The sequence below is a fragment of the Lentzea sp. genome (assembly GCF_036380075.1).
GTDB lineage: Bacteria > Actinomycetota > Actinomycetes > Mycobacteriales > Pseudonocardiaceae > Lentzea.
The window spans coordinates 15,818-34,852 of the sequence record NZ_DASVFL010000244.1 but is presented as its reverse complement, the minus strand read 5'-3'; the positions used below and the strand labels follow the sequence as shown (position 1 = coordinate 34,852).

Below are 19,035 nucleotides of genomic sequence, written 5' to 3'. Positions count from 1 at the left end.
CGGAAATCTAAGCCGCGAGTCAATTTTTGTGATCGGTCAACAAACAACTCTGAGCTTTGCTAACAAGTTCTGTTAGCGTCCACGCCGTGCGCCCTGAAGACCTGCAGCTGCTCACCACGCCCGGCACCGTGGCCGTGTCCGGGGACTTGGTGCTGGTCAGCATCACGACACCCGACCTCGACAAGAACACCTACCGGGGCGGTCTGCACCGGGTGTTCCCGGACGGAACGACCACACCGTGGACACACGGTGATCGTGACAATGCACAGCGCATTTCTCCGGACGGCAAACTGGTCGCGTTCTTGCGCGTCGCCGGAAAGTCCAAGCCGCAGATCCACGTCGTTCCCGTGGACGGCGGCGAGCCCCGGAAGCTGACCGACCTGCCGCTGGGTGCCGGTGCGCCGGTGTGGTCGCCCGACTCGTCGCGGATCGCGTTCGTGGCCCGCGTGCCCGAGCAGGGCCGCTACGGCACGACCGACGACGGACCCGAGTCCGAGGCCCCGCGCCGCATCACGCGCCTCGACTACCGCGTCGACGACGTCGGCTTCCTCGCCGACCGCCGGCCGCGCGTGCACGTCGTCGACCTCGACGGCGCCGTCACCGAGGTGACCGACGGCTCGTTCGACGTCTCCGACCCCGCGTGGCTCGACGACTCGACGCTGGTGGTCGTGGCGCCGCGCGACCTCGGCACCGTCGAGACGCTGCACTCCGACCTGTACACCGTGCCCGCCTCCGGTGGGTCGCCGTCGTTGCTCGTGACCGGTGCCGGCGAGGTCGCGATGCCGTTCGTGGCCGACGGGTCGTTGTTCTGGCTGGGCACGGAGTTCACCGGCATCGACGGCGTGGCGCGCAACCTGGGCCTGTGGAAGTCGGCGCCGGACGGCTCCGGCGCCACCCGCCTGACCGACGTCGAGACCGTGGACGTGGAACGGCTCTCCGGCCAGCCCGTCGCCGACGCCTCCGGCGTGCTGCTGGTCGTGCGCAACCGCGGCGCGCTGGAGCTGCGCCGCATCCCGTTCGACGGCGGTCCCGGCGAGGTGCTCGCAGGCGAGTCGTCGATCGTCCGCTCCTTCGCGACCGACGGGTCCACTGTGGTCGCCGTCGTGTCCACTCCGGACTCACCCGGCCAGGTCGAGTTCGTCGGAACCGGTGTGCGCACGTCGTTCTCGTCGGTGCAGGCCCGTCGCGTCGTCGAGCTCACCGGCGAGGCCTCCGACGGCTACCCCGTCCACGGCTGGCTGGTGCTGCCCGAGGGCGACGGCCCGCACCCGGTCGTGCTGGCGGTGCACGGCGGCCCGTTCATGTACCACAGCTGGGGCTTCTTCGACGAGGCCCAGGTCTACGCCACCGCCGGCTACGCCGTCGTGCTCCCGAACCCGCGCGGCTCGGCGGGCTACGGCCAGGCGCACGGCCAGGCGGTGATCGGCAAGTTCGGCACCGTGGACGTCGACGACGTGCTGTCGCTGCTGGACGCCGCACTGGCCCGCGAGGACCTCGACTCCGACCGGGTCGGCGTGATGGGCGGCTCCTACGGCGGCTTCATGACGTCGTGGCTGTCCGCGCACCACGGCGAACGCTTCAAGGCGGCCTGGTCCGAGCGCGCCGTCAACGCCTGGGACTCGTTCGGCGGCTCGTCGGACATCGGCTACTTCTTCGCCGACGCCTACTGCGGCCCCGACCCCGAGGCGCAGCGGGCGATGTCGCCGCTTACCTACGCCGAGAAGATCAACCTGCCGTTCGCCGTCGTGCACTCCGAGCACGACTGGCGCTGCCCGCTCGAGCAGGCGCAGCGCATGTTCGTGGCGCTGAAGCGGCGCGGCGTCGAGACGGAGATGCTGATCTTCCCGGGCGAGGGGCACGAGCTCACCCGGTCCGGGCAGCCGCGCCACCGCAAGCAGCGGTTCGACGCGGTGCTGGAGTGGTGGGACCGCTACCTCAAGGCCTGACCCGTCCGGAACAGCCAGCCCGCAGGTGACTCCCGCACCGCGTCCGCCTTCAGCCACACCTGGACGCGGCGCGGGACCAGCCTGACCGAACGGATCTTGTCCTCCAGCTCGGCGAGCTCGGCCCGCACGAGCTCGTCCACGGCGACACCGATGTGGAGGTCGGCGGTCGCGTCGGCTTTCAGTTCGGTGAACCGGTCGCCGACGTGGGCGCGGAAGCGGTGGAAGTCCTTCGGGAACGTCTCCCGCAGCTCGAGGATCTTCTCGGCGGGCACGTCGGCCAGTCCCGCTGGTACGACGGTGTCCACGGCGGCGGTGACGAACGACTGGGTGGGGTCCTGGCTCGGCGCGCGCGACGGCACCCCGAGCAGCAACTCGACGACGCGGTCGGCGTCCCTCTCCAGCAGAGCGCGGTGGGGCAGGTCTTCGTCGGTGATCGGGTGCAGGGACTCGGCCCGTGCGAGGTCACCGGCCAGCAGGCACATGTAGGCGGCGGCGAGTCGCGGGTGCATGCCGAGCCACCTGCCGTCGGGGCCGTGGTGGACCTCCCCCAGGCCGCTTTCGACGATCGGTCCCGTCTCGTGCCAGGGCAGCTTGGAGAAGTGCAGGTAGGTGAGTCGCGGGTCCGCTCCTGGACCGGCTGAGGTGCCGCCACCGGCACGGAGCAGCCATCCCTCGCGCCGGGTGATGCCGAACCGCGCCCTGAGCTCGTCCGCGCTGGAGGCGACCAGGTGGAAGAACCGCTCACGGCTTCCGGACATCGCCAGCCCCGGTGGCAGGGTGGTGAGGACGCCGGCGCGAGCGAAGTCCCGTGCCGCAGCGGAGTCGGTCGTGTCGTACCCCGCCGGGACCAGGCGGGTGATCTTCGGCCAGTACATCGCCGCGTACTTCAGCCACGTGTCGTCGCGGATGTGGATGTACGGGTAGTAGAACGCGATCGACGACGGACTGCTCCTCGGCTGTTCGACGTGCTGGTTGAGGGTGCCGATCTGCCACGCGTCGCCTTGCACCGAACCGCTGATCTCGTTGTGCGTGCTCACCCGAGCAGTGTGTAGTTCAGCTCCTCGCACACGCGCGCCAAAGGCAGATCCAGCCCCGGATGGTCCAACGGCAGCAACACGTCCGGTGCCGCCGGCAACCCCGAGGCACCGGGCGGGTCCCACAGGCAGATCGCCGGGTCGCCGGAGTCCATCGACGACCGGTACCAGAGCCCGTCCAGCTCCGGATAAGCCGCCCGGATGGCGCGGGACCAGGCCTGCGTCACCAGCTTCGGCCCGGTCGAGATCTCCTGCGACGCGCCGACGCGGGTGGGCCACAACCCGCCGAGGTCCAGCAGCCGCAGAGTGCGACGCGGCCGCAGGACCACCAGAAAAGGTGAGCGGGTGCGGCGGTCCACGATCGACGTCGCCTGGAAGACCTCGGCGATCGACGTGCGCACGGACAGGCCGAAGTACAGCACGCCGTTCTCGTGGTCCTGCACCGGCGAACCGTCGTCGGCCGGTTGCTGGGCGTCGAAGCGGGCGTGGGGGAGCGGGCCCGTGTAGCGGAACGTGTTCCAGCGCTGGGGGTGGGAGCCCTTGGCCGTGAAGACGCGCACCAGGCGGGTCGCGCGGTGCACCGCCACCACGTCTTCTGTGCGGCGCAGCTGTGCTTGGAGCACGGCAGGGGCAGGCGGCTGTGGAAGCCGTGACATTCGGGTCCTGTCGGGTGTTCGGGAACGCTCAGGCAGGTGTGCCGAGCACGGAGGCGAGGTCGGCCACGCGGCGCGGGTCTCCTCCGGCGAGGAGCCACTCGCGGGGGGTGGCGGGCTTGCCGTCGACCAGCAGGTCCTCCTGGAGCTTCGTCATGAAGGCGGCCACGACCAGTGCCGGCTGGTCCGCCGGGAGCGCGGCCAGCACGGTCTCGAGGCCGGGGAGCACGCCGGTGCCCGCGAACTGCCACGCGGGCAGCCGCCAGCTGCCCCTGTCCTTCCAGCCGACGAGCCTGCCCACGCCCAGGCGGTGGCGGATGCGGCTCGTGTCGACCTGGAGCTGGCGGGCGGCCTCGTTCACGGTCAGCGCCGAGTCGCGCAGCACGGCGTGGGCCACGACCGTGCGGGTGCGGGGGCGGGAGTCGCCGGGACGCGCGGGGGACAGGTCCAGGCCGACGTCGCTCAGCGCCACCTGCTGGTCCGGCGTGAAGTACGTGGCCGGTTCCGGGTGTGGAGGAGCCAGCCTCCGTGCCGCGTCGGTCACGAGGTCGAGGAACTCGTCGGGGCTCACCTGCAGGCCGGCCTTGGCCAGCACCGTCTCCAGTGCGGGACTCATGCGCACAGAGTATCCCGTGCGTGCGCATTTGTGCGCCCGACGAACGGGTTGTGTACGAAGGTTCCACTGTGCGCGGCCACCTGGCGACGCTACGTGAGATTTCCCGGTCGCGAACGGTGACGTGGGCCTCAACCGGCACACCGATACCATCGCCCGATGCAGCTGGACCGCTCCGCCAAGCGGGTCGTGGTGGCGTGGGGCGCCGTCATGGTCGCCACCCTCGCCTACGTCATGATCCGCCCGCCGGGGTGGTCGCTCGACCTGCGCGTCTACCGCAACGGCGGTGCGGCGTTCCTGAAGGACCTCCCCCTCTACGTCGAGGGGTTCGCGAAGCCGCTCGGCGGTCCTGACCTGCCGTTCACGTACCCGCCGATCGCCGCCGTGCTGTTCGCGCTGCTGGCGGTCGTGCCGCTGGGCGTCGCGATCTTCGTGGTGGCGGCGGCGAACCTTGCGATGCTCACCGGGCTGTGCCTGATCGCGGCGCGGCGCGTGGTCGGGTGGGGGCCGGAGGCGGTCAAGTGGGGACTGGGCGCGGCCGCGGTGTCGTCGATCTTCGACCCGCTGCGCGAGACGCTGTGGTTCGGGCAGGTCAACCTGTTGCTGGGCCTGCTCGTGATGGCCGACTGCCTGCTCGAACGCACGCGCTGGTGGCCGCGAGGGGCGCTCATCGGCCTTGCGGCGGCCATCAAGCTGACGCCGGCGTTCTTCGCGTTGTACTTCGTGGCACGACGGCAGTGGAAGCCCGTTCTGGTGTCCATCGGCTCGTTCTTCTTCTTCGGCCTGATGGGCTTCGTCGTCGCGTTCGGCGATGCGAAGGAGTACTGGACGCATGCGCTGCTCGACCCGGGCCGTGTCGGACGGCTGACCTACGCGTCGAACCAGGCGGTGCGTGGCACGCTGGCGCGCTTCGGGCTGGAGAACGGCGCCCAGGTCGCCGTGTGGCTCGTGGTGTCGCTACTGGTCGTGGCGACGGTGTGGTGGCTGGCGTCGCGTCTCGGTGACGTGGAGGCGTTCTTCGTCGTGGCGATCGGCGGCCTGCTGATCTCGCCCGTGTCGTGGGGCCACCACTGGGTGTGGATCGCTCCTGCGCTCGTGTTGCTCGCACGGCCCGAGTTGCGCCGTCAGTGGGCGGCGTGGGCGATCGTGGCGGTGTTCGCGGTCGGGCCGCACTGGCTGTTCCCGCGCGACAACGACGTCGAGCGCGACTGGTCCTGGTGGCAGCAGGTGATCGGCAACCTCTACGTGTTCGTCGGGATCGCCGTGCTGGTCACGCTCGGTGTGCGGGTCGTGCGGGACCGCCGGCGAGCCGCCTCAGCCGCAGGCTGAACAGCACCAGCACCACACCCCACAGGATCGCGAACACACCGATGGTGATCACGAACGCCAGCGCCCCCGCGGCCGGGTTCACGACCAGGACGACGCCGAGCAACGCGGTCAGCGCGCCCGTGACGACGTAGAACCACTCGTTCGTCATCACCTTGCTCAGGCGGACGGCGTCGACGATCTGCAGCACGCCGGTGACGAGCGCCCAGACCGCGATGAGCAGCAGCAACGCCGTGGCCGTGATACCCGGCCAGAACAACGCGACCAAGCCCGTGACCAGACCCAGCGCACCGATGAGGCCGAGCGCCCAGCGGGCGGGCCACTCCTCGTGGGTGATCGTCAGGTACAGCATCATCGCGCCGTCGAAGAACACGTAGGCGCCCCACAGGATGATCAGGGCGAGCAGGGTGAGGCCGGGCCAGACCAGGGCGGCCACCCCGAACAGGACCGCGAACACCCCGCGCACCGTGAAGAGCCACCACCGTCGCATGCGGTGGATCGTCTCGGCTGTTGCCGGGCCCGGCAACCTGAGACCCTCTTCCGGTGCTGATCCGACTGGCTGACTGGGACCGCATCCGGTCCGGCGAGGTCACGCTCCAGTTCCGGCGGTGGAAGCGGCCGACGGTGCGGGTGGGCGGGACGTTGCGGACGTCGCAGGGCGTCCTGGAGATCGACGCGGTGGACGTCGTGGCGCGGGTGAGCCGTGCCGAGGCGGTGGCGGCGGGGTTCCCCACGGTGAAGGCCCTGAAGTCCACTGTGGATGGACGCGAGGGCGCGCTTTACCGCATCAGCCTGCGTTTCGTCGGCGAGGACCCGCGGATCGAGCTGCGGTCGTCGTCCGAAGTGGACGGACTGGTGCTCGCGGAGCCGGCGGTGGCGCTGCTGCGGCTGATCGCCGCGCACCCCGGCGTGCGGGCGGCCGACCTCGCCGAGATGGCGGGACGCGAGAAGCTGCCGTTCAAGGCGGACGTCCGCACGCTCAAGGCGAAGGGGCTGACCGAGTCGCTGCGGGTCGGGTACCGCCTCTCCCCGAGAGGAGAGGCGTACCTGCGAACCCTGGACGACTAGTTCTGACCGGTGATCAGCGCGACCGCGCGGTCCTGCGTCTGCTCCGTGACCTCCGCGACCTGGAAGCCGCGCGCCACGGCGTGCGCCACCAGCTCGGGCTCCGGCGGCAGGCCGTACTTGCGCAGGTAGTGCGGCACCGCGCCGGCCCAGATCCACGTGCCGTCCGTGCGGAAGTTGAGCGGCACGTCCTGCTCGCCGTTCTGCGAGAACTCGTCGAGGTCGTAGCTGCGCGCGGCGAGCACCACCGGTGCCGACTCGAGGTAGGTGAGCAGGTTCTCGACCAGCTGCGGGTCGACCGGCTGGCGGTTGACCACGATGCGGCCGTCGTCGTTCTTGCCGTCGTAGACGCGCGCCGTCCGCAGCTCGCCCTGCTGCTGCGGCTGGTCGGGGCTCTGCGGCGGAACCTGGTACTCCTGCTGCTGTGGCGGCTGCTGCGGCTCCGGCGCGGGCAGCGGCGGCAGGCCGACGCGCTGACGCCACCAGTCCGGGATCAGGCCGTCCGGACGCGGGAACGTCTGCAGCTCGTCGCGGAAACCGATGGGTGGCGGCGCGTTGCGCCAGCGCGGCTCGTCCTCGGCGTTGAAGTCGACCGTGAACGCCGCGGGCGCCTCGATCTCGTACAGCGCGTTCAGCCACGTGCCGCGTTCCGGGTGGTACATGCCCGCGCGCAGCTGGCCGAACATCTGCACCACGTCCATCGGCGGACGCACGGGCCGCAGCTGGCCGTCGGGCCCGGCGAAGGCCAGGTCGACCTCGATGTGCCTGCCCGCCGCGCGGTACTCGGCCCGGATGCGCTGCCAGCCCTGCGGTACGGCCGGCAGCATGGCACGGCCGATCTGCCGCACCAACAGCTGCTGGTCCTGCTCGCTCAGCGGTGTCGCCGGCTGGCTCATGATGGTCCTCGCCCCTCTCCCCGTGAAACCCCGCTGATCTTATCGGGCGGCCGCCGCACGCGCGGGGCGGTCGCGTCGAAGGGTGCGAGAGTGCTGCTCAGAGTGGAATCACCGGCGCGCGCACCGGTCACGAGGCGCCTTGGGCGAGTCCTTCGCGGTACCAGTCGGGCTGGTGCGACTCGACGCGCGGGAACCGCTCCTGCTCGATCTCGTACTGGTCGGGGCCGATCCCGCCGGAGAACTCCGGCTTGCGGTCCCAGTTGAACTTGATCGCGTACCTGTCCGGCTTCTCGAGCTTGTACTGGGCGCCGAACCAGGTGCCCTCGCCCTCGGCGTACATGCCGCCGCGGAGGTCCTGGAAGCGGTGCCACGTCTCGAGCGGCGGGTCCCAGTCGCGCATGATCCCGTCGCCGCGGACGAGACCCACGCGGCCGTCGCTGTGCCTGCCGACCACGCGGTACTCGATCTGCAGCCGCTCCCAGTCCTGCGGCAGGGCCTCGAGCAGCATCAGCGTGAGCCGGTCGAGTACTTCCTTCTGCCCGGCGGGGTCGAGCGTCGGCCATCCGGTCATCGCGGTGCGGTCCTCCTCCGAGTCGGTCTTGCGACCCTATCGTCCGTCCGGCGGACCGGCGGTTCCCGCCTCGGCGGCGGCGAGCTCGACCTGCTCGCGCAACCAGTCAGGGACGTGCTCGTCGTCGCGCGGGAAGAACTCCAGGTCGCGCACGTACGAGTAGGGGTGCGGCCAGGCCGGCCACTGCGGCTTCTCGTCGTAGTTCAGGTCGACCTGCGGCTCCGCGCCGTCCTCGAGCGCGATGGTCGCGGAGAACCAGGTACCCCGCCCCGGCTCGTAACAGGCGCCGCGGAACTCGTCGAGCTTCGTCGAGAAGACCTCGGGCAGCGCGTAGGACCTGCGCGTGCCGTCCTTCTTCACCGCGGACGTGGTCGACGAGTCGGTCAGCACCGTCGACAGCACGGAGAAGCGGACGCTCTCCCACTGCAGCGGTGCGGAGAGCTCCAGGATCTCCAGGAGCTCTCCGAGCAGCCGTTCAGCGTCGGGCGTAGGGAGTGTTGGGCGCATAGTTCGCGTTCTCCGGAACGTTCTTGAAGGTCACCTGGCGAACATCAGCCGACTTGACCGTACCGTCGGCGTTGTAGACGACCTCGGTGTACCGCATGGTGACGGTCTCGGGCAGACCGTCCTCCCGACGGGTCATCCGCACCTGGTAGTCGGCGATCGCCTGGTTGGGCTGGCGGGCGAACTCGGCCAGGCGCGACTCCTCGGCGCGCCACGACGCCGCGTTGCTGAACCCGTCCCTGTTGTGGCCCGAGTTCGACGCGTTCATCTGGCCGAACATGTTGATGTACTCGCCGGGGCCACCCGCCTCGTTCGCGACGATGTGCCCACCGGCCCACTTCACGTCCTGGTACGGCGTGCCGTCGTAGGCGGCCCTGCCCTCACCACCGGCGCGGCCCTGGGCGCTGTAGTCGCCCGAGTCGTCGCGGAGGTTGCTGTCGGACCTGCCGTAGTTCGGCGTGCCGGACACGGAGTCGGTCTGGCCGTGCTCGTTGGTGTGGAAGTCCCACTGGTCGTTGACGCGGTACTGCACGTCGCCCATCAGCGGGTAGTCGAGGTCCGGGTTGAAGCCGTGCACGCCGTCCGCGGCACCGGACTTCGAGCCCGACGTCGCCTCCACCCACTTCACGTTGCCGTCGGCGTCGGTGAAGAACGTCGTGCGCGTGCCGTTCGGGTTGCTGACGTTGAACTGGGTGTTCGGCGGCAGGCTGGTGTGGTCCGGCGGCGTCGTGTGGCCGCGCAGCGGCTCCGGGACCGTGGGCACGTCCTCGACCGCGCGCGGCGGGCCGGGGGCGTCGCGGACGCGGTCGCGCGGCGGCGCGTCGACGTCGCGCGGCGAGCCCAGGTCGTCCGGCGGGTTCGCCGGACGGTCGTAGTGGGAGTTGTTCGGGTCGCCGTGGCCGGGCCGGTCGTAGTCGACGAACCGCTCGTCGAAGTCCGTGGCCTGCTCGTCGATCCGGTCGCGGTTCGGCGGCGGGTCGTAGGCCGGCTGGTTGGCCGCGGCGCGGTCCCGTGCGTCGGCCGGGTCGAGGTCCGAGTCGTGCTCGTGCGAGCCGGGCGCGAAGCCGTCGTCGCTGGCACTCGTGCGCGAGCCGTCCGGGTGGTGGGTCTCCCACTCGCCGTTCGGGGGGATCCGCGGTTCGCGGGTGCCGTCGGGACGGATGTCGGCGTCGCTGGAGAAGACCCGGCCGTGGCTGTCGGTCCAGGCGGGCCTGGTCGGTGCCACGACGGGGGCGTCGAGGTGCCGGGACAGCTGCTGGGCGAAGTCGTTGCTGCCGGCGTCGCACCCGATCAGGCGAACGGGACGGCTGCCGTCGTAGCCGCCGCGCCGCAGCATGTCCGCGTACTCGGCGGGCGTGTAGTCGTGGCCCCCGATGCGCGCGTGGCCGTCAGGAGTGATGTGCACGTCGGCCGTGAAGAAGTTCGGGTCGTTCGGCACGCGGTGGGGCAGGTCGCCCATGTCGCCGTCGCCACCGTGGTGGGAGATGCCGGCGGGCGTGGACTCGGCGTGCCGGGCGTGCGCCTCTTCCGGGCTCGGCCGGTCGGCGGGCGGGCCGTCGTGGCTGTGGGGCGCGTCGGCGTCGCCGTCGTGGGGGTGGTCCGGGTCGTGCGGACGGTCCGGGGTCGAGTCGTGCGGGCGGTCGGCGTCCGGGCCGTGGTGCGGGGCGTCGGGGCTGTGCGGCGCGTCCGGGCTCGAGGGCTGGTGCGGGACCCCCGCGTCCGGGCGGTGCGGGGTCGCGGCCTCCGGGTGGGTGGCGTCGGGGGCGCGGTGCGGCGCGTCGGCCGTGTCGGTGCCGCGGGAGCGGGCGCCGTCCGGGGTGTGGGGACGGTTGCCGTCGGGCCTGGTGCCGTCAGGACGTGAGCCATCAGGGCGGCTGCCATCGGGACGGGAGCCGTCCGGACGCCTGCTGTCGGGGTGGGTGCTGTCGGGGCGTGAGCTGCCTGGCCTCGACCCGTCCGGGCGGGTGCCGTCGGGACGCGAGCCGTCCGGACGGGTGCTGTCCGGACGGTTGCCGGGGCCGCTGCCGTCGGGGCGGTGCGGCGCGTCGGGGCGCGAGGGCGATCCGGGGCCGCCGTGAGGTCCGTCGGGACGGCCGCCGTGGGACGGGTTCGGTCCGCCGAAGGGACCGTCCGGGCGGGAGTTCGGGCCGCCGAACGGACCGTCGGGGCGCGAGGGCCCGTGGGGACCGTGCGGCGTGTTGGGGCTGTGCGGTGCGTTCGGGGCGTCCGGGCGCGACGACGGCGCGGTCGTGCCGTTGTGCGGGGCGCCGGGGCCGCCCTGCGGATCGTTCGGCCGCGAAGGTGCGTCAGGTCGCGACGGGGCGTTCGGACCGCCGTGCGGTGCGTCGGGACGGGCCGAGGGGCCGCCGTGAGGCGTGTTCGGGCCACCGAAGGGACCGTTGGGGCGGCCCTGCGGGGCGTCCGGGCGCGCGGAGGGCGTGCCGGGACCGTGCGGCGCGTTCGGGGCCGTCGGTGCCGACGACTGCGGACGCATCGGGGCGTCGCCGCGGGGAGCGTTCGGCCCGCCTGCCGACGGGGAGTGCGGAGCTCCCGCCGACGGGGCGTGCGACGGACCCGCTGGCGGCATGGCCGGGGACGACGGGGCGTGCGGCGCGGCTCCCGAGGGTGCGGTGGCACGGCTCGGGGGAGTCGCGTCCGGACGGCCCGCGTTCGGGGCGCCGGCCGAGGGGCTCGTGGTGTGCGGAGCGCTCGCCGACGGGCTGGTGGCCGACGGGCTGTGCGGGACGCCACCGGACGGGGCGCCACCGGACGGGCTGTGCGGCATGCCACCCGAGGGGGCGCCGCCCGAAGGCAGCCCGCTCGAAGGAGCCGACGGCGCCGAGGGGGCGGCCGGCATCGAGGACGGACGGGCCGGGGCGTCGGCGCGGGACGCCGACGTCGACAGGTCGGGGGACCGCGGCGCGGGTGCGCTCGAACCCAGGTCGCCCCGGCTGCCCGGCGTGCCGGTCCAGCCCTGGCCACCGGTCGAGGGCCGGCCCGCGGCGGGGGAGGACGGCGCGTTGCCTCCGGCGTTCGGGGTGCCGCCGCCCATCGGGGCCGCCTGGGACGGCGTGGTCGACGGGGAGCTGTCGGGAGTGCGCGACGGGGCGTGCGGGGCGTCCGGGCGGACCGGGGCCTCCGGGGGCGCCACCGACGACTGCACCGTCTGGCCCGTGCTGCGCGGCGCCGGGGCGTCCGGAGCGGAGGGGGCCGACGGGGAGGACGCCGTGTGCGGGGCGGACGGCGCGGCCGACGGCGAGCTGTCCGGCGTGCGCGCCGAGGACGGCGACGGGGCCGAGCCGTTGTCGGGAGCCCGCGACGGGGCGTCCGGGGACGAGCTGTCCGGGGCACGCGACGGCGCGTCCGGGGCGGAGCTGTCCGGCGTGCGGGCCGAGGAAGGCGTCGACGACGGCGACGAGGACGAGTCCGGGGCGCGGGAGGGCGCGTCCGGCGTCGACGAAGGCGAGGTCGAGGGCGAAGAGGAAGACGGTGAAGAGGAGGACGGCGAGGAAGGCGAACTGTCCGGAGAGGACGAAGGCGAGGACGGCGAACTGTCCGGAGAGGACGGTGACGACGGCGAGCTGTCCGGCGAACGCGTCGACGAAGGCGCGCCGTGGCTGCCGGAGGGCGTGAGGTCCGCGGCGTCGGGCCGGTGGAAGAACCCGCCGGGCTTGATGGACTTCGTGGAGATGACGTCGAGACCGGTCACCTTGCCGACCAGCTTGCCGACGACCTTCATGATCTTCGTGAAGATCTCGACCAGGCGGCCCAGCAGCGGCGAGACCTTCTTGATGGTCTTGATGAGCTTCTGGATCAGCTCACCGATGCGGGTGGCCCACTTGGAGATCGCGGTCACGGCCTGCGCCACGATCACCGGCGTGCCGAACCCGAGCGTGAACACCGCCTCGAGCACCCAGGTGATCAGCTTCGCGACCAGGTCCGCGATCAGGTCGCGCACCATCTCGCGCACGAACCCCACGACCATGCCCATCACGCCGACCACGGTGCCGACCGAGCCGGCGGTGGAGGCCGCGCCGGACAACGCGTCCAGCTGCTCACCCGCGGACTTGCGGTAGGCGTCGCCCGCGGCACCGGTCCACGACGCGGTCGCGTCGACCGCGGCCTTGTAGTCCGCGGTGATCTTGCCCAGCTCCGCGGAGACGTTGCCCCACGTCGTGGAGTACGACTGGATCACCGGCGGGTCGCCCGCCAGCCAGTCCAGCGCGTCCTTCAACGGCTGCATGTGCTCCATCAGGAACGACGCCGCCGACGAGAGCAGCGTGCCGAACGGGTCGATCGCCATCGACGCCGCGTCGGCCACCAGGCCGACGACGCCGAGGCCGCCCTCGATCCAGCTGCCCTCGGAGATGCCCTTGTAGGCGTCGACCGCGGAGTCGGCGATGGAGAAACCGGTCGCCCAGCCGTTGTCGCCCGTGCCGGCGTTGAAGAAACCGGACGGCTCCGCGGGCGCCTGCGCCACCAACGGGTTCGGTGAGGACATCAGAAGCCCTTCAGCGCGGTGGCGATCTGGTCCTCGACCGCCTGGTAGTGCTTGGCGGTCTCGGTGACCTTCTTCGAGGTGGCGTCCATCGCGTCGGCGACGCCCTTGAGCGCGTTCATGCCCCACTGCTCGACGGGGTCGAGCAGCATCCGGAACGGCTGGCAGATGATCCCGTACGCGTCAGTCGGCATCGACACGGTGTTCGCCGCGTCCACTGCCCCCTGCAGACGCCCGTGCAGGCCCTCCAAGGCCTTGGCGTGCGCTTCCAGCACGTCCGAGGTGACGTTGAAACCACCGGAAGTCATCGAACCCCCTCAGTTCGAGCAGCGGACAGGAAGATCAGGAGAGCACGGACTCCCCGCCGAAGTCGTCGTCATCGGACGGCGGCCGGCGGCGCGGGGGAGGCGGTGGCGTCGGGCGGGCGGGCGGCGGAGCGTCGTCCTCCACCCGGAAGTTGATCTCGTTGCGGTCGTACGGCGTGCGCGCCGACTCCTCGGCGGGAGGGGCCGGGAAGTTCTTCTTGGCCTCGCTGAACAGCACGTTGGCGGTCTCGTCCTGCGTGCCGATGGTCTCGGCCATGGCCTCCTGGAGCAGCTCGGGGATCCGGGACTGCGCGCGCTGCAGCAGCTTCATGATCTCGCCGCTGACCTCGGACATGCGCTTGCCGGCGGCGGACTCGTTGATCACGAGGTTCTGCAGGATCCCGTTGGACCCGATCGTGAGCTCGACGGAACCGTCCGAGGACCGCTCGGAGATCGTCATCCCCTGCACGCGCGTCGCCATCTCCTGGTAGCGGGCGGCACGTTGCTGGATGTCCTGGTTCCAGTTCGCGAGCATCTGCTCGGACCCGGCGATGTCCTCGGGCACCGGTGTTTCCTCCCCAACTGCGGTGGACTCAAAGGATGACGCAGCCGGAGGTCGTCCCGTTCCACCCCTGCTGCAAATGGTCCGGACAGACCAACGGCGTCCCACCGAACGAACCAGTGGAACGCCGTGGAGTCAAGCGGGTGCTAGTTCACGCCGAGCAGGTCGACGACGAAGATCAGCGTCTCGCCCGGCTTGATGACGCCGCCGGCGCCGCGGTCGCCGTAGCCCAGGTGCGGCGGGATGACCAGCTTGCGGCGGCCACCGACCTTCATGCCCTGCACGCCCCGGTCCCAGCCCTGGATGACGCGGCCGCCGCCGAGCGGGAACTGGAACGCCTCGCCGCGGTCCCAGGACGCGTCGAACTGCTCACCGGTCGAGTGCGAGACACCGACGTAGTGCACGGACACGAACTGCCCTGCCGTGGCCTCCGGGCCGTCGCCGACGGTGATGTCCTCGATCAGCAGGTCGGCGGGCGCCGGGCCGTCGTGCGGGTCGACCTCAGGCTTCGTGGGGGCCATCACAGACTTCCTCTCGGAACGGGGTTGTTCGCGGTCGATCCAATCACGCGCCCCGGTGGACGGCCGAATGGCCTACGCGGACCAGCCCTACCCGCCCACGACGCACTCATGTCTTTCTGTAATAGCCCACCGGCCCTGCACCGGCGGGTCACAACAGAAGAAGGAGATGATCATGGCGGCAACCCTGCACCGCCTCCGGTCACTGCTCGGTGCGGCACTGGCGGCGGCGACGCTGTCCATGGCCTGCGTCAGCGCGGCCGAAGCAGCTCCGGCGCCCGACGGCGAGTTCGGCACCCAGATCGTCGGCGGCACGCGTGCGAGCACGTCCACCTACCCCTGGGTCGTCTACCTCGCCACGAGCAGCGGCTTCCAGTACTGCGGCGGCACGCTCGTGGCGCCCAACAAGGTCCTCACCGCGGCGCACTGCACCGAGGGCGACTCCGCGTCCGCGGTCCGCGTCGTGGCCGGCCGGGACGACAAGAACTCCACCGCCGGCACCGTCGCCCGCGTCACGAGGATCTGGATCCACCCGAGCTACCGCGACGTGACGCTCGGGTACGACGTCTCGGTGCTCACCCTCGACCGCAACCTGGCGCAGACGCCGTTGCCGTTCGCCACCTCGGCGGACAGCGCGCTGTACACCGCGGGCACCAGCTCGACGATCCTCGGCTGGGGCACCACGTCCTCCGGCGGTTCGGCGTCGCGCTACCTGCTCAAGGCGACCGTGCCGCTGACGAGCAGCTCCAGCTGCTCCAGCTCCTACGGCAGCGACTTCAACGCCACGCACATGGTGTGCGCCGGCTACCCGCAGGGCGGCACCGACACCTGCCAGGGCGACTCCGGCGGCCCGCTGGTGGCCGGCGGCAAGCTGATCGGCGTCACGTCGTGGGGCGAGGGCTGCGCCGGCGCCGGCTACCCCGGCGTCTACTCCCGCGTCGCCACCTACGCGGCGCAGATCCAGGCGCAGCTGTAAGAGCGAAAAGCCGGGAAGGCGCGCAACCCTTCCCGGCTCCGCTTCCGTCCTGGAGCCATGAAGGGCAAGAAGCTGTGGGCCGGTGCCGCCGCACTGGCCGTCGCCGGAGTGTGCGTGAGCTCCGCGGTGAGGGACGACACCCTCGCGCCACCACCCGTCGCGGACTCCGGACCGGTGCGCCTCGTCGCGTTCGACTCGTGCGACAACGCGGTCACCGAACTGCGCCGCGCCATGGCCCCGTACGTCACCGCCTACGGGCTGGGCGGCCCCACCATGTTCACCATGGAGAGCTCGGCGTCGGACTCCAGCGCGGGGGTCGCGCAGCGGAGCGTGCCCGACGCGATGCCCGCCACTCCTCCCCAGCCGCAGCAGGGCCACTCGACGACGAACGTGCACGAGCAGGGCGTCGACGAGCCCGACATCGTGAAGACGGACGGGAAGCGCGTCTTCTCCATCGCCGACGGCAAGCTGCGCGTCGTCGACGTCGCGTCCAGGACCGTCACGGGAACCGTCGACCTCGGTGAGCGCCGCGCGTCGCAGCTGCTGGTCTCCGGCGACCGCGCTCTCGTGGTCGCCGACAGTCCCGTGCCGATCGCCGAACCGGCGCCGCCGCCCGGCCGCCCGTCGTTCGCGCCCCGGTCCGGCACCGATCTGGTGCTCGTGGACCTCAAGGGGCTCAAGGAGATCAGCAGCCTCAAGACCGAGGGCTCCTACCTCGACGCCCGCCAGATCGGCGGCACCGCCCGCGTCGTCGTCCGCTCGCAGCCGGACATCCCGTGGGTGTACCCGGACCGGACGACGAACGAGGCGGGTTCCCTGCGCCGCAACAGGGAGATCCTCCAGAACGAGCCGATCTCGTCGTGGCTGCCGAGGTACGAGCTGAGCCAGAACGGCGTGAAGTCCAGCGGAACCCTGGTCGGCTGTGCGGACATCAGCCACCCCGTCGTGCACTCGGCGACGTCCATGCTGACCGTGCTCACGTTCGAGCTCTCCGGTCAGCTCGGCACCGGCAAGCCCGTCTCGATCATGGCCGACGGCGACACCGTCTACGGCACGGACCGCAGCCTCTACGTCGCCGACGACCACCGCCTGCTGCCCGAGCTGCCCGCCAGACCACCGGTCGCGCGGCCGGTCTCCACGGCGATCCACCAGTTCGACATCAGCCAGGCAGGACCGCCGAAGCACGTCGCGTCGGGCGAGGTCGCCGGCTCGCTGCTGAACCAGTACTCGCTGTCCGAGCACGAGGGAATCCTGCGCGTGGCGACGACGTCCGGCACCGCCACCCCGTGCTGCCGGCGCATGCCGGCCGACGTCGCACCGCCGCAGCAGCCGTCGGAGAGCTTCGTCACGACGTTGCGGCGCGAGGGCGGCACGCTCGCGAAGGTCGGTCAGGTCGGCGGCCTGGGCAAGGGCGAGCGGATCTACAGCGTCCGGTTCATCGGCCGCGCGGGCTACGTCGTCACGTTCCGCCAGACCGACCCGCTCCACACGCTCGACCTCAGCGATCCCCGGCAGCCGAAGGTGACCGGCGAGCTGAAGATCACCGGGTTCTCCGCCTACCTGCACCCCGCGGGCGACGGCAGGCTGATCGGCGTCGGCCAGGAGGCGACGGACCAGGGCCGCACGACCGGAACGCAGGTGTCGCTGTTCGACGTGAGCGACCCGGCGGCACCGCGCAGGCTCGCCCAGCACCACCTGCCGAACTCGAGCTCCGAGGCCCAGTTCGACCCGCACGCGTTCCTCTACTGGCCCCAGGACGGCACGCTCGTCATCCCGGTGCAGAGCTACCGGAGGAGCTACGAGGCGTCGTCACTGGTGCTGCGCGTCGACGGCGACCAGTTGCGGGAGGCGGGGAGGATCGACGAACCGCGGAACCAGGACTACGGCGGCGGTCAGCGGCGCACCATCGTGATCGGCGACCAGCTGTGGTCGATCTCGGCGGGCGGCGTGCAGGTCAACGCGCGCAACGGTTTGGCGCAGCAGGCCTGGCTGCCGTTCACGCGGTAGCGCGGTCCCCGGTGAGCAGGCGGTGCGCCAGCACCGTGCCGCCTGCCATCGCCGCCGGGATCACGACCAGCGCGGCCAGCGGGATGAGGCACAGCAGGTAGGCGGGCACGGCGAACCCGAGCACCATCGAGCGGCGCGTCGCGAGGATCTGCCTGCGCTGCTTGAACGACCGGCCGCGGCGGGTGAACGGGATGCCGGTCAGCTCGATGCCGAGCAGGTAGGCGTTGATGCACACGCCCAGCACCGGCACGACGGTCTGGCCGACGACGGGGATGAAGCCGCAGAGGAACAACGGGATCGCGAACAGGATCGACGTGCCGACCAGCAGGAGCGTGCCGCGCAGGCCGACCGCGAACCCGCGCCAGAAGCCGACCTGCTCCGCGCCGGGCACACCGCCGAGCTCGTCCTCGACCTCTTCCGCGATGTACTCGTAGAACGGGCCGCCGATCATCAGCGTGATCGCGGTGAACAGCAGCACGCTGAGCCCGAGCACCGCCGCGATCACGGAGATCCCGACCGCGACCTGGGCCACGTTCTTCGCGGTCTCGCTCCACGAGTCCGCGAAGCCGGTGAGCCAGTCGGCGATGGTGTCGATGTGGGTGAACAGCAGCACCCAGCCGGTGATCATCAGCACGACGGTGATCACCGCGGGCAGCGCCCCGACGAGCACGCGCTTGGGCGTGCTGAACACCAGCCTGAACCCGCGCAGCAGCAGTCCGAACCCGGCCCCGAAATCCTTGATCACGCGCGCAGGATAGTCGTTCCCGGCGCGGTGCGAGGCATTATGTCCGGATCAGGCCGGTGGGGCCGCGATGCAGGCCGTCCCCGCCCTGCGGAACCCCACGCGTTCGTAGACGCGGGCGATCTCCGCGCTCCCCGCCGCCAGGAACACCAGCTCCGCGCCGCGGTCCAGGGCGTCGCGCGCCAGCGCGGCCGTGACCGCGCCACCGAGGCCGCGCCGCCGGGCCGCCGGCAACGTGCCGATGCCCGCGATCTCCACGACGTCGCCGGCCCGTTGCGCGGTGCCGACCGCCAGAACGCCCTCACCGGGCAGGTCGGCGACGGCGTGGCGGTGCCGGGTGCTCGCCGGGGCCGCCCCGGCGAGGGCCGCGTCCCGTTCCGCGGCACCGGCCTCACCCCGCGCGGTGCCCGGCGAGGAGAACGCGAGCTCGGCCACCACCGAGACCTCGGCGGGCCGGGTGCCGAGCACGCGGACGTGCGGGTGCGGTTCCGGCAGCCCCGCGGGGTCGAGCACCAGCAACGGCGCCCTGAGCACCTCCAGACCGGCCTCGACCGCGACGTCGTGCAGGTCCGGCGTCGTCTCGTGCACCCACTCGAACGCCTCGGGCACGCCCAGCTCGCGCTGCCGTTCCCGGACCCGCGCCACGTCGGCGACCGCCGGCCGACCGCCGGGGAACCGGGGCCGCGCGTAGAAGGGGTAGCCGTCGCCCGCCTGGACGAACAGCACCAGCTCGCCGTGTTCCTCGACGCGAGATCCCGGTCGGGGCACGGAGTCGTAAAAGCTTTCCAGAACGTCCCACACGGCCGATCACGCTAGCTA

At 71.8% G+C, this 19,035-nt stretch carries 18 protein-coding genes; 5 read left to right on the top strand and 13 right to left on the bottom strand.

The genetic code is table 11. The features are described 5' to 3' along the window. The first annotated feature begins 86 nt into the window (after positions 1–86). On the top strand, positions 87–1,946 hold the full coding sequence (locus tag VF330_RS26890; RefSeq protein WP_330854460.1) for a S9 family peptidase: 1,860 nt from the start codon (positions 87–89) through the stop codon (positions 1,944–1,946). Here the strand turns inward: VF330_RS26890 and VF330_RS26885 are convergent. The 3 genes from VF330_RS26885 to VF330_RS26875 are packed head-to-tail and all read right to left on the bottom strand — an operon-like array spanning position 1,931 to position 4,249. Then, positions 1,931–2,983 (bottom strand): DUF6236 family protein, encoded by a 1,053-nt coding sequence (locus VF330_RS26885; protein WP_330854459.1) that lies wholly within the window; start codon positions 2,981–2,983, stop codon positions 1,931–1,933. The genes VF330_RS26890 and VF330_RS26885 overlap by 16 nt on opposite strands. After that, positions 2,980–3,636 carry an RES family NAD+ phosphorylase gene (locus VF330_RS26880; RefSeq protein WP_330854458.1) on the bottom strand — a complete coding sequence of 219 codons (657 nt, stop codon included), beginning with the start codon at positions 3,634–3,636 and terminating at the stop codon, positions 2,980–2,982. The genes VF330_RS26885 and VF330_RS26880 overlap by 4 nt, the downstream gene beginning before the upstream one ends. Positions 3,637–3,664: 28 nt before the next feature. Then, positions 3,665–4,249, bottom strand: a complete 585-nt coding sequence (locus tag VF330_RS26875) for a DNA-binding protein (RefSeq protein WP_330854456.1) — start codon at positions 4,247–4,249, stop codon at positions 3,665–3,667. Between the two features lie 156 nt (positions 4,250–4,405). Between VF330_RS26875 and VF330_RS26870 the strand changes: the two genes are divergently transcribed. Beyond that, positions 4,406–5,575, top strand: coding sequence for a glycosyltransferase 87 family protein (locus VF330_RS26870; protein ID WP_330854455.1), 1,170 nt, complete (start codon positions 4,406–4,408; stop codon positions 5,573–5,575). Here VF330_RS26870 and VF330_RS26865 read toward each other — a convergent pair. Next, positions 5,517–6,062 (bottom strand): HdeD family acid-resistance protein, encoded by a 546-nt coding sequence (locus VF330_RS26865; protein WP_330854453.1) that lies wholly within the window; start codon positions 6,060–6,062, stop codon positions 5,517–5,519. The genes VF330_RS26870 and VF330_RS26865 overlap by 59 nt on opposite strands. Before the next feature lie 53 nt (positions 6,063–6,115). Between VF330_RS26865 and VF330_RS26860 the strand changes: the two genes are divergently transcribed. Next, the gene (locus tag VF330_RS26860) at positions 6,116–6,640 is read left to right on the top strand and encodes a hypothetical protein (RefSeq protein ID WP_330854452.1); all 525 of its coding nucleotides are present in this window, start codon (positions 6,116–6,118) and stop codon (positions 6,638–6,640) included. Here the strand turns inward: VF330_RS26860 and VF330_RS26855 are convergent. The 7 genes from VF330_RS26855 to VF330_RS26825 all read right to left on the bottom strand — a co-directional run bounded on the left by VF330_RS26855 (position 6,637) and on the right by VF330_RS26825 (position 14,494). Next, positions 6,637–7,533: a hypothetical protein gene (locus VF330_RS26855; RefSeq protein ID WP_330854450.1), complete on the bottom strand. Its 897-nt coding sequence runs from the start codon at positions 7,531–7,533 to the stop codon at positions 6,637–6,639. The two genes, VF330_RS26860 and VF330_RS26855, sit on opposite strands and share 4 nt — an antisense overlap. Positions 7,534–7,660: 127 nt before the next feature. Next, positions 7,661–8,104 carry a hypothetical protein gene (locus VF330_RS26850; protein WP_330854449.1) on the bottom strand — a complete coding sequence of 148 codons (444 nt, stop codon included), beginning with the start codon at positions 8,102–8,104 and terminating at the stop codon, positions 7,661–7,663. Between the two features lie 36 nt (positions 8,105–8,140). Further along, positions 8,141–8,611 carry a hypothetical protein gene (locus VF330_RS26845; protein WP_330854448.1) on the bottom strand — a complete coding sequence of 157 codons (471 nt, stop codon included), beginning with the start codon at positions 8,609–8,611 and terminating at the stop codon, positions 8,141–8,143. Beyond that, positions 8,580–13,109, bottom strand: a complete 4,530-nt coding sequence (locus VF330_RS26840) for a hypothetical protein (protein ID WP_330854447.1) — start codon at positions 13,107–13,109, stop codon at positions 8,580–8,582. The genes VF330_RS26845 and VF330_RS26840 overlap by 32 nt, the downstream gene beginning before the upstream one ends. Then, a complete protein-coding gene (locus tag VF330_RS26835; RefSeq protein WP_330854445.1) occupies positions 13,109–13,414 on the bottom strand; it encodes a type VII secretion target in 306 nt (101 codons plus the stop codon). The genes VF330_RS26840 and VF330_RS26835 overlap by 1 nt, the downstream gene beginning before the upstream one ends. A gap of 34 nt (positions 13,415–13,448) precedes the next feature. After that, positions 13,449–13,976 (bottom strand): YbaB/EbfC family nucleoid-associated protein, encoded by a 528-nt coding sequence (locus tag VF330_RS26830; protein WP_330854444.1) that lies wholly within the window; start codon positions 13,974–13,976, stop codon positions 13,449–13,451. Between the two features lie 143 nt (positions 13,977–14,119). Then, entirely contained in the window at positions 14,120–14,494 is a 375-nt protein-coding gene (locus VF330_RS26825; RefSeq protein WP_330854443.1) for an FKBP-type peptidyl-prolyl cis-trans isomerase, read from the bottom strand. A gap of 172 nt (positions 14,495–14,666) precedes the next feature. On the opposite strand from VF330_RS26825, the gene VF330_RS26820 reads away from it, so the two are divergent. Next, positions 14,667–15,467 (top strand): serine protease, encoded by an 801-nt coding sequence (locus VF330_RS26820; RefSeq protein ID WP_330854441.1) that lies wholly within the window; start codon positions 14,667–14,669, stop codon positions 15,465–15,467. Between the two features lie 57 nt (positions 15,468–15,524). Continuing rightward, positions 15,525–17,474, top strand: coding sequence for a beta-propeller domain-containing protein (locus VF330_RS26815; protein WP_330854440.1), 1,950 nt, complete (start codon positions 15,525–15,527; stop codon positions 17,472–17,474). Here the strand turns inward: VF330_RS26815 and VF330_RS26810 are convergent. Further along, positions 17,464–18,219, bottom strand: a complete 756-nt coding sequence (locus VF330_RS26810; protein WP_330854439.1) for an EI24 domain-containing protein — start codon at positions 18,217–18,219, stop codon at positions 17,464–17,466. The genes VF330_RS26815 and VF330_RS26810 overlap by 11 nt on opposite strands. Positions 18,220–18,267: 48 nt before the next feature. Further along, positions 18,268–18,984, bottom strand: coding sequence for a GNAT family N-acetyltransferase (locus VF330_RS26805; RefSeq protein ID WP_330854438.1), 717 nt, complete (start codon positions 18,982–18,984; stop codon positions 18,268–18,270). Positions 18,985–19,035 lie beyond the last annotated feature (51 nt).

Excerpts from the sequence above, each read along its gene's own strand:
- VF330_RS26880 (WP_330854458.1), bottom strand. The coding sequence starts at position 3,636 with ATGTCACGGCTTCCACAGCCGCCTGCCCCTGCCGTGCTCCAAGCACAG.
- VF330_RS26850 (WP_330854449.1), bottom strand. The coding sequence starts at position 8,104 with ATGACCGGATGGCCGACGCTCGACCCCGCCGGGCAGAAGGAAGTACTC.
- VF330_RS26815 (WP_330854440.1), top strand. The coding sequence starts at position 15,525 with ATGAAGGGCAAGAAGCTGTGGGCCGGTGCCGCCGCACTGGCCGTCGCC.
- VF330_RS26835 (WP_330854445.1), bottom strand. The coding sequence starts at position 13,414 with ATGACTTCCGGTGGTTTCAACGTCACCTCGGACGTGCTGGAAGCGCAC.
- VF330_RS26825 (WP_330854443.1), bottom strand. The coding sequence starts at position 14,494 with ATGGCCCCCACGAAGCCTGAGGTCGACCCGCACGACGGCCCGGCGCCC.
- VF330_RS26855 (WP_330854450.1), bottom strand. The coding sequence starts at position 7,533 with ATGAGCCAGCCGGCGACACCGCTGAGCGAGCAGGACCAGCAGCTGTTG.
- VF330_RS26840 (WP_330854447.1), bottom strand. The coding sequence starts at position 13,109 with ATGTCCTCACCGAACCCGTTGGTGGCGCAGGCGCCCGCGGAGCCGTCC.
- VF330_RS26865 (WP_330854453.1), bottom strand. The coding sequence starts at position 6,062 with ATGCGACGGTGGTGGCTCTTCACGGTGCGCGGGGTGTTCGCGGTCCTG.
- VF330_RS26875 (WP_330854456.1), bottom strand. The coding sequence starts at position 4,249 with ATGAGTCCCGCACTGGAGACGGTGCTGGCCAAGGCCGGCCTGCAGGTG.
- VF330_RS26870 (WP_330854455.1), top strand. The coding sequence starts at position 4,406 with ATGCAGCTGGACCGCTCCGCCAAGCGGGTCGTGGTGGCGTGGGGCGCC.
- VF330_RS26845 (WP_330854448.1), bottom strand. The coding sequence starts at position 8,611 with ATGCGCCCAACACTCCCTACGCCCGACGCTGAACGGCTGCTCGGAGAG.
- VF330_RS26820 (WP_330854441.1), top strand. The coding sequence starts at position 14,667 with ATGGCGGCAACCCTGCACCGCCTCCGGTCACTGCTCGGTGCGGCACTG.